The sequence below is a fragment of the Chryseobacterium oranimense genome (genome assembly GCF_900129755.1).
Classification (GTDB): Bacteria; Bacteroidota; Bacteroidia; order Flavobacteriales; family Weeksellaceae; genus Chryseobacterium; species Chryseobacterium oranimense.
In genome coordinates, this window is record NZ_FQWT01000001.1 from 1,326,796 (window position 1) to 1,340,511 (window position 13,716).

The following is a 13,716-nucleotide window of genomic DNA, read 5'->3' on the forward strand; positions in this document are numbered from 1 at the left end:
TAAAGGACTTGGGTACTTTGTTGTTTACCGGGTTTGTCAATTTTTTTTAAAAACTATTTTTCCAGCTTTCCACCATTTCTTTAAAACGGGAGCTTTCAAAAGTTTTATTTCTTATTTTACCTACAGAAAATATGCCTTTCTCGTCGGAGATCATCAGAATCTCTTCGGCTTTTTGTGATTCAAAGGCAATAATTTCATGTTCCTGAATATCTGCCAGGTTATTTTTATGTAAAAAAGTAACGAAGTTTTCCATTAAGGGAGAGATGTATGCTCCTTCGGACTGCTTTGGAACTTTAATAACGTTCCCTTCCAGAAATAAAAGGTTTCCGGAAGTGGTACGTGCGATCCGTTTGTTGGGATTCAGCAGGATCACATCATCCAGATCATTCTCTTCTGCATAAATACTTCCGTAGATATTTTCCGGGCAATGAACCCTGATATTGCTCAACAGGTTATTATTGACATTGATTTCCTTGATGAGATCCATTTCTAACGGTCTGTGATGAACCGCAAGCACATCTTCCGATTCCGTTACTTCATAAAAATAGGATACAGAAGACTTTGAAACCGTTACTGCATCATCATTCCTGAAAACCTGAAAGTTGATAATCCCGTTTTTTATTCCTTTACCATCGATAACATCTTTATGAAAAAGGGTCTGGAAAAACTCCAATGTATAGGTAAGCGGAATATTCAGCCTCATTTTCCTCATGGAAGCCATTAAGAAGAAATAGCATTCTTCATCCATGATCAGCTCACCATTTCTCACAAAGAAAGAAACCTTCACTGCGTCGCCCAAAAGAAACGCTCTGTTCTTTACATTTAATCCGTCTGATGTAAAATATTGATTTTCCAATTTTTGATGTGATTTATTTATAAAAAAATAATGAACGATAAATCGTTCATCAGTTTTACCATGTCATAGTATCCGGCCTATGCCGCACCTAATTTTATTCTAAGGTTTTCTATAAGGTTTTCCCAATACAGTGCATTCTCCTGCTCGTCACCTTCTTCACAGAAATCTGTAATATTCAGAGCCAGGTCTTCTGTAATATCATCTATTGTAATCGTCATTTCAAAGAAGTTTTTAGTCCCTTCATCTTCTTCCCATCTAAAACGTACGAAACCTTCCGGCTTATATCTAATCAAAGTGGCCTTTTCGGCAGGTCCTCCGCCCCAGCTAAAAAAGAAGTCATCGCCTTTTTCTGTTACCTCATCCGCAAACCATTCAGATAAACCCTCCGCCGTCGCCAGATATTCGTATAAAATCTCTGATAAACAATGCATTGGAAATTCGTAATGGACTTTATGTTTCGCCATATAATCTTTGTTTTTATCGTCCCGCAATATATAAATTAATTTTTTTATTACACTAAAAAGCGGTTATTTTTTTAAACAATCTTCATGATATTTATCACAGATTTTAAATCTATATTGAATCTAATTTCAGAGCCTGAAACTACCATGCAACCCATAAAAAAACTCCCCGTTAAGGAGAGATTTTTTATTTATTTTTCGTTTAAGACATCAAGAATAATCTGGCAACCTTGTCTGATTTCGTCCATAGAAATGGTAAGGGGCGGCGAGATTCTCATATACTCGTTTCTGTAGAGCTGCCAGAATACAATAAGACCTTTTTCCATGCATTTTTTAGCTGCTTCCAGGGTATATTCAGGTGTTCCCAGATTAACTGCAAGCATAAGCCCTTTTCCGTTGATATTTTTGATTTTGGGATGTACCAGAAGTTCCCTGAACAGCTTTTCCTTTTCAGCGGTTTCATCCATCAGCCCGCTTTCCAGGACTTCTTTCAAAGTAGCATAACTGGCTGCTGCAATCAGAGGATTCCCTCCGAATGTTGTAATATGTCCTAATTTAGGGGAATGCGACAATGTTTCCATAATTTCCCTGGAGCTCATAAAAGCACCCACAGGGACTCCGCCGCCCATTCCCTTCCCCATAACAAGGATATCAGGAACAATTCCGAAATGCTCGAAAGAGAATAATTTACCGGTTCTTCCAAAGCCGGGCTGGATTTCATCAAGGATCAGGAGTGCTCCTACTTCTTCACATCTTTTTTTAAGCTTAATTAAATAATCACCTTCCGGAACCAGGAATCCTGCAGCTCCCTGTATGGTTTCAAGAATTACGCAGGCGGTCTTATCCGTAATTTTATCCAGATCATTTTCGTTGTTGAATTCTATGAAGCTGACCATTGGCAGCAATGGGCGGAATTCTCTTTTATGGGTTTCATTACCGGATACACTCAGGGCTCCGTGGGTATTCCCGTGGTAAGAATTTTTAAAGGAAACAATTTCTTCTCTTCCTGTATACCGTTTGGCCAGCTTAAGGCTTCCATCGATCGCTTCTGCACCACTGTTAACCAGATAAGTAATTTCAAGCGGATCCGGAGTAGCTTCTGCCAGAAGTTTACATAATGCGATTGGTTTTTCCTGTGCATATTCCCCGTAAACCATTACATGGAGGTATTTTTCTGCCTGTTCTTTGATGGCGCCCACCACTTTAGGATGTGAATGGCCTAAAGTATTGGCAGAAACGCCTGCTACAAAATCCAGATATCTTTTGCCGTCTGTTCCATAGATATAGCTCCCTTCTGCTTTTTCAACTTCAAAACCTGCTGCAAATTTTGTGGTCTGTGCCTGATATATAAAAAAGTCTTTATGCATTTCCATTGTCTCGAAAATTTTAAGCAAAGCTAAAAAAGATTCAGCACATGCCGAAATTATCAGTCCTGAATAAAAAATTGCCCTCAGAATTCTAAGGGCAATAGTATTAAAATCAATATCTTATCTAAAGTACTTTTTCAACTGTTACGTAGCTATTGTTTATTACGTTATAGGCAGTTGTTCCCCCTACTTCAGAAATCGCCTCCAGTGTAATATATTGTCCCTGAACGGCATACACTGAAAAATCCAGGCTTATTTTTCTGACTGTACCGTCAAAATTCACAGCATTTTCCAAAAGTTGGAATCTCTTGGCATCGTTAACGTATAAGCTTGCTCCTAATCTGCTGCTAAATGTACCTGCAGCACCTGTAAAGTTCAGGCTTACATTAATTCTGTATAAACCGCTCTGACGGATATAAAGCCTGTTCAGATCTGCCCCTGTTGTCGGAACATTTGTTTTAAGCTTTAACGGATCGGCTAAAAAGTTAGGCTTATCAATTAAGGAATTAATAGGAAGCATTACAGCACCTGAAGTAGTATTCACGGGATTTATCGTAAATCTGGAAACATTATCAGATTCCACCTCAAAGGCTTTGCTCCACACAAGTCCGTCAAATACCATTGCCTGACCTGTACTTTTCACAAATATGAGCATACCTCTTAAAACGTCTATCCTTGTGGCAGGAGCATTTATACCGGTATAGGGCAAGTCGGTGTCGGTTTCTACAGCGGGTAAACCAAAACCTTTAACTCCGGTCGCTTCATTTGTATTTGTTATGTACATCATTACCTGATCGTTACTGGTAGCATTAGAATCAGGGTTGGGTATGTTTGTAAAATTAACTTGCGCACTGTATATGTTTAATGCAAACAAGAACAGGCAGAATATATATTTTTTCATCACTAATAGGTTTTAATTAAACGTGCTCCAATATATGAGTTGATAGAACTGCTATCCGTTCCGTATGCAGCAAGAGATCCTCCGGACCCTCCGATAGTTGTTATCGTTGGAACAACTCTCAGTTCTGCACCGGCAGGTAAGGATATGGTCTGGGAGAAACTGGATGTTTTACTTCCCTGAGTATCAATGATAAATATTATAGAATAATTACTCTTGGTAACAACAGTTTCCCAGGCCGAAGCCGGAGTATATTTAACCTGCAATGTCAGTTTAAATTCTGTAACACCTATCTGGGCTCCTACACTGCCCCCGGTAAAGCCAAGAGCTGCTGCTACGTCATACATCCCATTCTGTTTTATAGTTACCGAACTTGCATTTTTCAGAAGAAGGTTATCAACAAGAACCTGGCTTTTGTCATCCGGCGCAAGATACTGGGGAGATCCTAAGGAAAGGCATATTCCAAGACCAAAAGCCAGACATGGTATCGTAATTCCTGAAGAAATTCCCAACCTTGAACCTTTGGGCTGAAAGATTCCCTGTATTTGTCTTGCCGGGTTCCAGGCATAGCCATCGTATTTATAATACTGGTCATCGGCTTTGTTATAGATAAGCCCTCCTACAAGATTAGGATAATCACTAAATAGATCCGTTGATGCAGCATCGTATTTAGGGAACGAAGTATAAATATTGGAATAAGGTAGTATCACCCCTCTTGTTCCATCCTTTATTTTTAATATATTCTGATTGCTGGCAACATTGTCTCCAATCACTACTTGTGCATTTAAACCATATTGAAATAAAAGCACTAGAATTAACATTATCTTTTTCATCTTATTGCATATTTATTTTTTCAACAATAATTTCTGATACCCCATTTCCTGTGGTATTCATTGAAAAAGACATTACATTCCCTCCAATGACACCGGTACAAACCCCTGTTCCAATATTCTGGTTTCCGTAAAATCTAAGTCTTAAATTATCACCTGCCTCAAAACTTCCAACATAAGTAAGAACTAATGACTGTCCCACATCAATGGCTGTAGGATTTAGACTTCCCAAGGATAATGCGCCGCTGGTAGAGCTGGTCGTATTATTGGTAATCGGCCGCCAGGTAGTAGGAGCTGCGGCAGTGCTTGTTTCCAGGTCAACCTTTGAGTAAAGATTAATTGTAACTCCCACGCATAAAGCCGGTGTTTTAACATCTATAGCACCGCTTTTGAAAGAAATTTTATACAAACCTCTTGTCTTGATATTAATGACATTACTTGTAGCCGATGCAAGGGAAACGTCTGACGAGATATCATTATAACTGGGGCTGGCAGTTGTAAAAGGAACATCCATGGCTCCTCCCCCGGTAGGACAAAGCCTGTTTACTCCACCACATCCCAATCCGCACGTTCCGCAGTCTGCCGTCACTACAGCACTTCTTATAAAACGCGCCATTTTGTTGTTTTTCAGAGCCGTTACAATAGGATCTGAGATTTTCCATGCTGTACCATCATTCTGAACAATACTTCCGGTTTCCCTGTTGAAAATAACAGAACCCTGGGTTCCGTTTCCTGTAGTACCGGTAGCAGACACAGGCAGCGCTGAAGCTGTGTTCGCCCTAGGCATCCTGGCTGCGTTGTCATCTTGTTTTACATGTAAAAGTGTTCTAGTGTCAGGTTGAAAACCGGGAGCTTTCGCAATCCCAACCTGTGCGATGACTCTTATAAAGCAAAAAATAAGAGCCAAGAGGAAATACTTGATTTTCATTTCTAAATTTTTTTATCATTCTTGGTGTAATAAATTTAGAAATAATTCTAATTCAAAATCTATCAACTGCTGAAAAATAATGTTAAATAAAAAATGAAATAACAGAAACGTAGATTTAAAGCGGGATTCAGATGATAACAAACCTGATTATCAAGCCAAAAAAATCGTTTTTTTTACACTTTTTTAGTCATTTTTATGGCTTTTTAAAAATAATAATTCACCATTTACTACATGAAAAATGGTGAATTATCGTTTTCTCTGAAAAAATATGATTTTATTTTCTTACCCTTTTAGGTTTTTTCGCTTCTTCTTTGGCTCTTTCTTTGTCTATCGCTTCCTGCGCCTGATTAAACAGCTCATTATCAGCAGAATACTTTATTTCTTCATAATTAGGGCTGTCAACAAGAATATCCTGCCATTTCCTGATCCGGTCTTTGGTATTCCAGTTAAAATCTGAGAATTTCCTTTTCTCAGGCTCTATCTTACTCATGGGATAGGTATCAGAGTTGGCCGCAATACTGCAGGATATGATTTGTAAAGTTCTTTGCTCAAATAAAGCTCCTATAATCCCACAGGTTGAAAGAGTAATTCCAATTCTCTGAGGCTGTTTTGTTTCCTGGTCTACATCATCCACATAAACAATGGACTGCGCATTTCCTACGACTCTGGCTTCTTTAATATCATTATTCTCATAATATACTGTCATGAATTTTCCCTTTACCTGGTTAAATTCATCTTTGAGGTTTAATGAGTCTACTTTACTGATAGCTAAGGCGTTTCCAATGACTTTAAGCGAATCTATATTTTCAGTTTTGGTATTAAAATATGCCTCAACTTTATCACCGGTTACCTGTTTCTCACCGCTCCAGAGAATGGGATGGGTATACATATGCATAATTCCGTCCGTTTCATTGAAAGCAATAGAATCTGCTCTTCCCTGTGCATTGGATTTATAGATTCTTGCTTTTCTGTAAGCTCTTAAAAAACTTTTCTTTACCGTTATGTCTGTTGGATCGGGTTTTTGATAGGACAGGATTTTTTCTGCAGCAAAATAAATGGAATCTTTTTCCATGATTTTAACGGCATACGGGCCTTTGGTCATCATGGCAGAATCTTTCTTCTGAAAAACTTCTCCGTAACCGCCTTTGATATATCTTTTTTCCAGAGGATCATCCAATGTAACGTTTCCGGTTGCTGTCCCGAATCCTGTTATATTATTGAAGTACATATCATCCCCTGTAAGAATTTTATCATTATAAAAAATCTTGGAATTCTTATTGAGGAAGGCTTCTTTCGAATCCATTTTATAAGTTCCTCTTTCAGTATAAATACGATTTTTAGGATTGGCCCGGTTGGTGATTGTTGTAGGTCCAAAGAACTCCGCCACCTTTGTATTCTGGTTTTGCTTGATGTTGGGACCTTCTATGATATAATCAGGATTATCAATTTTCACATTCCCGACAAAATCTATCATTTTGGTATTGAGGAAATAGGTAGCAGATTTGGTATACATTACATTCTGCCCATCAGAAATTGTTCCTCCGGTATTGAAGTATGCCTGATTAGCCAACCTGTCATAGTACAGAATGTCTGTTTTAATGGTCTGCTTAGGATCGGTAAGAACCACATCTTTTTTGGCAACCCCTTTCTGGGTAACCCCGTTGTACTCCATTTCATTAGCCGTGATCACGGAACCGTCTGCATTCTGAAGCTTTGCATTACCGATAGCTTTTACAAGACTCTGGTCATTGTAAAGGATTACCTCATCAGCATAGAGAACTGATCCCTGATGCTCTATCTGAACATGCCCTACCATGTACTGGTTTCCCTCATACTTGGTATCTTTCCTGAATTCATCAGCATGAATGATCTTTACCTTGTCTTCAGGTCTTACAGCAGGTGAAGCTTTTCCTTTATTTTGGATATAAGGATCCATCTGCGTGGTTTTATTGTCCTGTGCGGAGCTTAACGCAGAAATAAAAATTAACAGAAAAAGGATTATTCTCATTGATTAATCATTCTTGGTACCATAGAAATACAGCGAATGCGAATCAATATTTACGCCAAATGCTTCTTCAATTGCTTCTTTGATTCCCTGAATTCTCGGATCACAGAATTCGATAATTTCTTCAATTTCTTTATCCGAGTCTTTTTTGTAGATCACCAGGTGGTCATGCTGTTTGTCAAAATAAGACTTTTCATAAGATGAAGAGGTCAATGTTTTTTCTCCAAACTGATGCTTACGGATCAAGCCTGCATCAAGGAAAATTTCAATAGTGTTGTAAATAGTTGCTTTTGAAACATGATATTTCTTCTGCATCATAAGAAGGTAGAGATCATCCACATTGAAGTGATGATCCATACTGTAAATCTCTTCTAATATCGTATATCGTTCAGGTGTGTTTCTGAAACCCTTCTCTAAAAGGTAATTTCTTAAAACATCCTTGATCAAAGCAATATTCTTTTCTTTTTGTACTGTATCCATCAAAAAAATTATCTACAAATTTATTGATTTTTATTTAAATAAACCTTATGGTATGATGCAGATACTTTTTTATGAATTATGACGGAAGAAGCCGGATTGCTCAATCTTACTGTCATAAACCGTAAGCTCGGTAATAGGTGCAGATTCCACTTCTACGTTGTGTGAAGAGACTCCCCACGCTTTGAAATCATCGCTTCCGATGTACTTCACGAAGTTGTAGATATTAAGGGTAATCTTCTGTTTAACAGTTAAAAGTATATCGTTAATATATGTATTATCTATAATTACATACTTCAGATCCGGTGGTATATTATGGGCTCTGAGAGACGGGTGGCTGCTTCTTGAAGGAATGGTTCCCTCTGCCATAAGATCTTTCAGCACCATATTGAAATAGTCATTGATCCTACGGTCTACTTTAAATCCTAAAAGGAAATTGATTTTGTACACTGTGCCCGGCAGAATTTCATCTACTGTATACTTGAAAGTATATGGATCTTCCTGGTTAACAATGCTTAATATAAAATAATGATCTGCTCTTTTCGGCTGTTTCTTGATGATGGAATAGATAATTTTTGATTCTACCTCATCATTTCTTTTGGCTCTGCTCAGATAAGCAAGATTGGTTGCATATTTCGGAATGCTTTCGTCCAGTTTCATATCTTTCAGAATGGAAACATATTTTTCTATTTTCACAAATTGAATAAATCTGGTTTTTATCAGTCTACCATTATACCATGCATACATAGAGATCCCGATAGAACCAGCAAGCACAACTGTAATCCATCCGCCTTCCATGAATTTGATAATATTCGCACTGAAAAATCCTAATTCAATAGCCATATATACTAATGCGAAAAATACAATTAATACTTTGCTGACTCTGTGTTTCAATAGCCAGAAAACCAATAGAACGGTTGTCATCAGCATGGTTACTGTAATAGAAAGTCCGTAAGCGGCTTCCATTTTCCCTGATTCCCTGAAGTGAAGCACAACAATGATACAAAGAATAAGAAGTCCCCAGTTGATTCTTGGAATGTACATTTGCCCTTTAACCCCGGAAGGATAATCAATTTTCTGATTTGGCCATAAATTAAGGGACATTGCTTCGGAGAAAATGGTGAATGAACCTGTAATCAAGGCCTGGCTTGCAATAATTGCAGCTGCAGTAGCTAAAATTACTCCCGGTACGATCATCCACTCTTCCATAATTCCAAAAAATGGATTCACTACAGAAAAACCAGGTTTCCCATGGTTGGTTAAAAGCCAGGCTCCCTGTCCCAGGTAGTTTAAAATAAGCATGATTTTAACGAATCCCCAGCTTACTCTTATATTTTTGGCACCACAATGCCCTAAGTCTGAATAAAGGGCTTCTGCTCCCGTTGTACAAAGGAAAACAGCACCAAGTATAACAATTGCACTTGGAGAGTTCACAATAAGCTTGTAGGCATAGTAAGGATTGAAAGATCTCAAAATTTCAAGATTTTCACTTAAATGCATCATTCCCAAACCACCTAAAACTAAAAACCATACCACCATTACGGGTCCGAAAAACTTCCCGATGAAACTGGTTCCGAATTGCTGTACCACAAAAATAACAATCAGAATTCCAATGGTAATAGGCACTACAGGTGTGTGAGGGTTATATATCTCAAGACCTTCAATAGCCGACATTACGGTAAGCGATGGCGTAATTACCCCGTCTGCAATAAGTGCGGCAGCCCCAATGATAGCAATAAGATACAGCCATCCTTTTTTAAGGTTTTTGACCAGCGAGAATAAAGCTAAAATACCTCCTTCCCCTTTGTTATCTGCTCTTAAAGCAATGATCACATATTTTATGGTAGTCTGAAGGGTAAGAGTCCAGATAATGCAGGATAAAGCTCCTTCAATATACTCGTTAAAGGGCATATTACTGCCTGCATCTTTTGCATTCACAATCGCTTTCATTACGTAAAGCGGTGATGTTCCGATATCCCCGAACACAATTCCTAGAGAGACTAAAACTCCAATAAAAGAAAGTTTTTTTATATCAAAATGATAACCATCTTCAGTAACGTCTGCCATGTCAGCTTATTTTATTTTAAACGCGCAAATTTATACTAATTTTATGACGTCAAAAACTATTCTTCATGAATATAATAAATGAAAAAACTTCCTTTCGGAAGTTTTTCTCTATAATAGTTATTTTACGTACATCGCTTTTTTGATTTCCTCTTTCACTTTCTCAAGCTTAGGGAACCATTCTGCAAATAATGCAGCTGAGTATGGTGCAGGCGCATCAGGAGTCGTAATTCTCTTGATTGGTGCATCCAGATAATCAAATGCTTTTTGCTGTACCATATAAGTAATTTCGGAAGATACGGAACCAAACGGCCACGCTTCTTCAAGGATTACCAGTCTGTTTGTTTTTTTAACAGAAGCTAAAACGGTATCAAAATCAAGAGGACGAACGGTTCTAAGATCGATTACTTCTACAGAGATTCCTTCTTTAGCCATATCTTCAGCAGCCTGAATAGCCAGCTTCATGATTTTACCGAAAGAAACCAAAGTAACGTCTGTACCTTCTCTCTTAATATCTGCTTTACCTATTGGAAGGTAATATTCTTCTTCAGGAATTTCCATTTTATCACCATACATCTGCTCAGATTCCATGAAAATAACCGGATCATTATCCTGGATTGCTGTTTTCAATAATCCTTTTGCATCATATGGATTGGAAGGAACTACAACTTTTAAGCCCGGACAGTTGGCAAACCATCCTTCAAAAGCCTGGGAGTGCGTTGCTCCCAACTGGCCTGCAGAAGCTGTAGGACCACGGAAAACGATCGGGCAGTTCCACTGTCCACCACTCATCTGACGTATTTTTGCTGCGTTGTTGATAATCTGATCAATTCCTACCAAAGAGAAATTGAATGTCATAAATTCTACGATAGGCCTGTTACCGTTCATTGCCGCACCTACAGAGATTCCAGTGAAACCAAGTTCAGCAATGGGTGTATCGATTATTCTTTTAGGACCAAATTCATCCAGCATTCCTTTAGAGGCTTTGTATGCACCGTTATATTCTGCAACTTCCTCCCCCATCAGGTAGATAGATTCGTCTTTACGCATTTCCTCGCTCATTGCCTGTGCAATTACCTCACGAAAAGTATATTCTGCCATATTTTCTTGAAAAATTTAGACTACAAAAATAGTGTTTTTTTATTATACACATAACAAAAAAGCGATCTCATTGAATGAGGAACCTTAATTAATTTAACTGAAAAGGTTTTTCTTCTGCCGATCCATTTGTTTATACCTTTTCTATGGCTGAATATTATTTTAAAAAACAAAAACGATATTTCATTGCTGAAATACCGCTTTACAATTTTATTTAAACTTAACTAGTTTACTTTGTCCCAGATCTGGGTTCTTCCCAATATAGAAACTCCCATATATCCTCTTACATTCAGCTTGTCACCGCTTTTTGTAATGGTACATTTGTAGGTTTTACCTGTTTTAGGATCTGTAATGGTTCCCCCGGTAAATTCGTCACCATCTTTTTTAAGTCCTCTGATAATCTCCATTCCTAATATTGGCTTTCCTTTTCTGTCGTCCTTACAACCTGTACAGTTGGGATCCGCCGGCTTTATAAGCAACTGGGAAACTTTTCCGTAATATTTTCCGTCGGACTTTTTATAGATCTCAACGATAGATTTTGCCTGCTTGGTTTCATCATCTATAGTCTTCCACTTGCCTTCAATCTGTGCAAACGATAATACGCCAAACAGAGAGAGCACGAATGTTAATAATACTTTTTTCATATTTTTTATAGTTTTAATTCCAATAAAAGATTTCTGCTGTCTATTTACTGCTAAAAATATAAATTAATTTTAAACAAACAAAAACTTTTATTATCCTTCGCATGGTATAACAACACTTATACCAAAATCAATGATTTAAACATTTACTAAACATCAGTTAAGCTTCCTGTTGATTACCCTGTCCATATAATCCTGGTACCATGCCTTTGCCGTCTGCATTTCCTTGTCTGTTTCCGGAGTTTTTACCTTCCCCATCAGATTGTTGGTAAACCCAAGGTCATTCTTTTCATACATTCCTGTGATTTCCTTACCATCGAAACGGTACATATGGTTCCCAATGATAAACTGCTCTGTGCTGCCATCGGAATTAACAATAATAGAAGGATATTGTTTATCGCTTACCAGACTTCTCCCCCAGCTTCTGATCCTCTTATTATATCCGATAAGGTCTGCCAGTGTAGGATAAATATCTATCTGCTGGGCTACTTCTGGGTTTACACCTTTAAGGTTGTATTGCGGATTTGGAGAATAAAATATCAATGGAACTGCAAAACGGTTCATGGCTTTTTCGTATTCACCGTAAGCGATCTGGTTGGTGTGGTCGCCTGTGAAAACAAAGATGGTATTATTGAACCACGGTTCTTTTTTAGCAGTTTCAAAATATTTTTTGATGGCATAATCCGTGTATTGGATCGGTTCATGCATTTCTATGGTTCCTTTTTTAAATTTACCCTTATATTTTTCAGGAATTTTGAACGGGTGATGTGATGAAGCCGTAAAAACCGTTGTCATAAAAGGCTGTGTTTTTCCCACGTTTTTTGCAAAATACTGAAGAAACGGTTCATCCCATATGGCCCACATTCCGTCGAAATCCTCATCATGATTGTATTCGTTTTTCCCGAAATAGTGCTTAAAGCCTAAAATATTTCCAAATCCGAGGAATCCCATGGAACCATTCGGCGCGCCATGATAAAAAGAGGTGTCATAACCCAGGTCGTTACACACCGAAACAATAGACTGGATTTTCTGATTGGAATACGGAGAGCTGGTAAAAGCATCCGTAAGGCTCGGAATTCCTGCCAAAACACTGCTCATCCCATGGATAGACTGCCTCCCATTGGCAAATGTATTGGGAAAGATCAGACTCTGGCTGGCAAGACTGTCTATAAATGGGGTATAAGAAACATAGCCGTTTATATTTTTATATTTATTAAAAGCACCTGAATATTCCCTGCCAAAAGATTCAACGATAAAAATGACAATATTGGGGCGGTTTTCCACTTTCCTGTCGTATATTTTATAAGGCTGAACATTCTCAGTAATATATTTTTCGTCTACAAAATGAACTTCTTTAAAATTATTGGTCCCCAAAGTCCTGAAAAAAGAGAAAGTACTGTTCAGTACAATATTCCCCTGAAGCGGATTAACTACAAAACGGTTGGCGTCCACCAAATTTATGGGTCTTGTACTGTGTTTGAAGTCACCACGGATTCCCCCGACAACAAGGACGGCCGTCCCGCAGAGAACAAGTATAGACCAGATAAAGTATGGAATAAGTTTTACCGGTTTCTGTTCCGTAATTTTCACTTTTTTGTACAGGAAAACCCAAAGAGCCATTAAAACAACGAACCATATAAGCACAAAAGGATGTTGCCCAATGGAAACTGTAAACACTTTAAAAATATTGGATTCATGCTTGGCAACCTGCAATGCGGTAGAGGTCAGCCTTGCCTGGGCAAATTTATAGTAAACAAAATCACCGAAATTCATAGCATAGGCAATACCGTTGGTGATGAAATACAGCCAGAACAAAACGGTCTGGTAGCCTTTCTTTGTATTGATCACAACCGGGACAAGGCTTAACAAAATGAACAGGGCATTAACATATAAGATTGCCGTGGTATCAAAGGCTGTTCCATGAAATGCCAGGCTGAAATAATCTGAAACGGAATCCACTTTGATGAGTTCTTTATTGAAATACCAAAACAAAAGGCGGGCAATCTGATAAAAAACATATGCTAAAAAAATCCGGTAAAAAAGGACCAGAACTTCTTGTTTTCTAAATTCTTTAAAAAATTTCATTCGGCA

General features: G+C 38.0%; 12 protein-coding genes. All 12 read right to left on the bottom strand.

The genetic code is table 11. The annotated features are described in order from the left end of the window. Nucleotides 1-46 precede the first annotated feature (46 nt). Nucleotides 47-856, bottom strand: coding sequence for an aminotransferase class IV (locus BUB03_RS06225; protein WP_073061130.1), 810 nt, complete (start codon nucleotides 854-856; stop codon nucleotides 47-49). A 77-nt stretch (nucleotides 857-933) separates the two neighbouring features. Beyond that, on the bottom strand, nucleotides 934-1,320 hold the full coding sequence (locus tag BUB03_RS06230) for an START-like domain-containing protein (RefSeq protein WP_040998091.1): 387 nt from the start codon (nucleotides 1,318-1,320) through the stop codon (nucleotides 934-936). 188 nt (nucleotides 1,321-1,508) lie between these two features. Next, nucleotides 1,509-2,684, bottom strand: coding sequence for an aspartate aminotransferase family protein (locus tag BUB03_RS06235; RefSeq protein ID WP_073061346.1), 1,176 nt, complete (start codon nucleotides 2,682-2,684; stop codon nucleotides 1,509-1,511). 124 nt (nucleotides 2,685-2,808) lie between these two features. Continuing rightward, nucleotides 2,809-3,585 (bottom strand): hypothetical protein, encoded by a 777-nt coding sequence (locus tag BUB03_RS06240; RefSeq protein WP_073061132.1) that lies wholly within the window; start codon nucleotides 3,583-3,585, stop codon nucleotides 2,809-2,811. A gap of 2 nt (nucleotides 3,586-3,587) precedes the next feature. After that, nucleotides 3,588-4,415: a hypothetical protein gene (locus BUB03_RS06245; protein ID WP_073061133.1), complete on the bottom strand. Its 828-nt coding sequence runs from the start codon at nucleotides 4,413-4,415 to the stop codon at nucleotides 3,588-3,590. A 1-nt stretch (nucleotide 4,416) separates the two neighbouring features. Further along, entirely contained in the window at nucleotides 4,417-5,340 is a 924-nt protein-coding gene (locus BUB03_RS06250; protein WP_073061135.1) for a hypothetical protein, read from the bottom strand. 274 nt (nucleotides 5,341-5,614) lie between these two features. Then, nucleotides 5,615-7,348: an OstA-like protein gene (locus tag BUB03_RS06255; RefSeq protein ID WP_073061137.1), complete on the bottom strand. Its 1,734-nt coding sequence runs from the start codon at nucleotides 7,346-7,348 to the stop codon at nucleotides 5,615-5,617. A 3-nt stretch (nucleotides 7,349-7,351) separates the two neighbouring features. Further along, entirely contained in the window at nucleotides 7,352-7,825 is a 474-nt protein-coding gene (locus tag BUB03_RS06260) for a Fur family transcriptional regulator (RefSeq protein WP_040998101.1), read from the bottom strand. 69 nt (nucleotides 7,826-7,894) lie between these two features. Next, complete coding sequence (locus BUB03_RS06265) at nucleotides 7,895-9,889, bottom strand: KUP/HAK/KT family potassium transporter (RefSeq protein ID WP_040998103.1); 1,995 nt, start codon at nucleotides 9,887-9,889, stop codon at nucleotides 7,895-7,897. 117 nt (nucleotides 9,890-10,006) lie between these two features. After that, nucleotides 10,007-10,987, bottom strand: a complete 981-nt coding sequence (locus tag BUB03_RS06270; protein WP_040998105.1) for a pyruvate dehydrogenase complex E1 component subunit beta — start codon at nucleotides 10,985-10,987, stop codon at nucleotides 10,007-10,009. 221 nt (nucleotides 10,988-11,208) lie between these two features. After that, nucleotides 11,209-11,628, bottom strand: coding sequence for a DUF2147 domain-containing protein (locus BUB03_RS06275; RefSeq protein WP_040998107.1), 420 nt, complete (start codon nucleotides 11,626-11,628; stop codon nucleotides 11,209-11,211). Between the two features lie 153 nt (nucleotides 11,629-11,781). Further along, nucleotides 11,782-13,710, bottom strand: coding sequence for an LTA synthase family protein (locus BUB03_RS06280; RefSeq protein ID WP_073061139.1), 1,929 nt, complete (start codon nucleotides 13,708-13,710; stop codon nucleotides 11,782-11,784). Between the last annotated feature and the right edge of the window lie 6 nt (nucleotides 13,711-13,716).

Excerpts from the sequence above, each read along its gene's own strand:
- BUB03_RS06245 (WP_073061133.1), bottom strand. The coding sequence starts at position 4,415 with ATGAAAAAGATAATGTTAATTCTAGTGCTTTTATTTCAATATGGTTTA.
- BUB03_RS06270 (WP_040998105.1), bottom strand. The coding sequence starts at position 10,987 with ATGGCAGAATATACTTTTCGTGAGGTAATTGCACAGGCAATGAGCGAG.
- BUB03_RS06255 (WP_073061137.1), bottom strand. The coding sequence starts at position 7,348 with ATGAGAATAATCCTTTTTCTGTTAATTTTTATTTCTGCGTTAAGCTCC.
- BUB03_RS06275 (WP_040998107.1), bottom strand. The coding sequence starts at position 11,628 with ATGAAAAAAGTATTATTAACATTCGTGCTCTCTCTGTTTGGCGTATTA.
- BUB03_RS06280 (WP_073061139.1), bottom strand. The coding sequence starts at position 13,710 with ATGAAATTTTTTAAAGAATTTAGAAAACAAGAAGTTCTGGTCCTTTTT.
- BUB03_RS06260 (WP_040998101.1), bottom strand. The coding sequence starts at position 7,825 with ATGGATACAGTACAAAAAGAAAAGAATATTGCTTTGATCAAGGATGTT.
- BUB03_RS06265 (WP_040998103.1), bottom strand. The coding sequence starts at position 9,889 with ATGGCAGACGTTACTGAAGATGGTTATCATTTTGATATAAAAAAACTT.
- BUB03_RS06235 (WP_073061346.1), bottom strand. The coding sequence starts at position 2,684 with ATGCATAAAGACTTTTTTATATATCAGGCACAGACCACAAAATTTGCA.
- BUB03_RS06230 (WP_040998091.1), bottom strand. The coding sequence starts at position 1,320 with ATGGCGAAACATAAAGTCCATTACGAATTTCCAATGCATTGTTTATCA.
- BUB03_RS06250 (WP_073061135.1), bottom strand. The coding sequence starts at position 5,340 with ATGAAAATCAAGTATTTCCTCTTGGCTCTTATTTTTTGCTTTATAAGA.
- BUB03_RS06240 (WP_073061132.1), bottom strand. The coding sequence starts at position 3,585 with ATGAAAAAATATATATTCTGCCTGTTCTTGTTTGCATTAAACATATAC.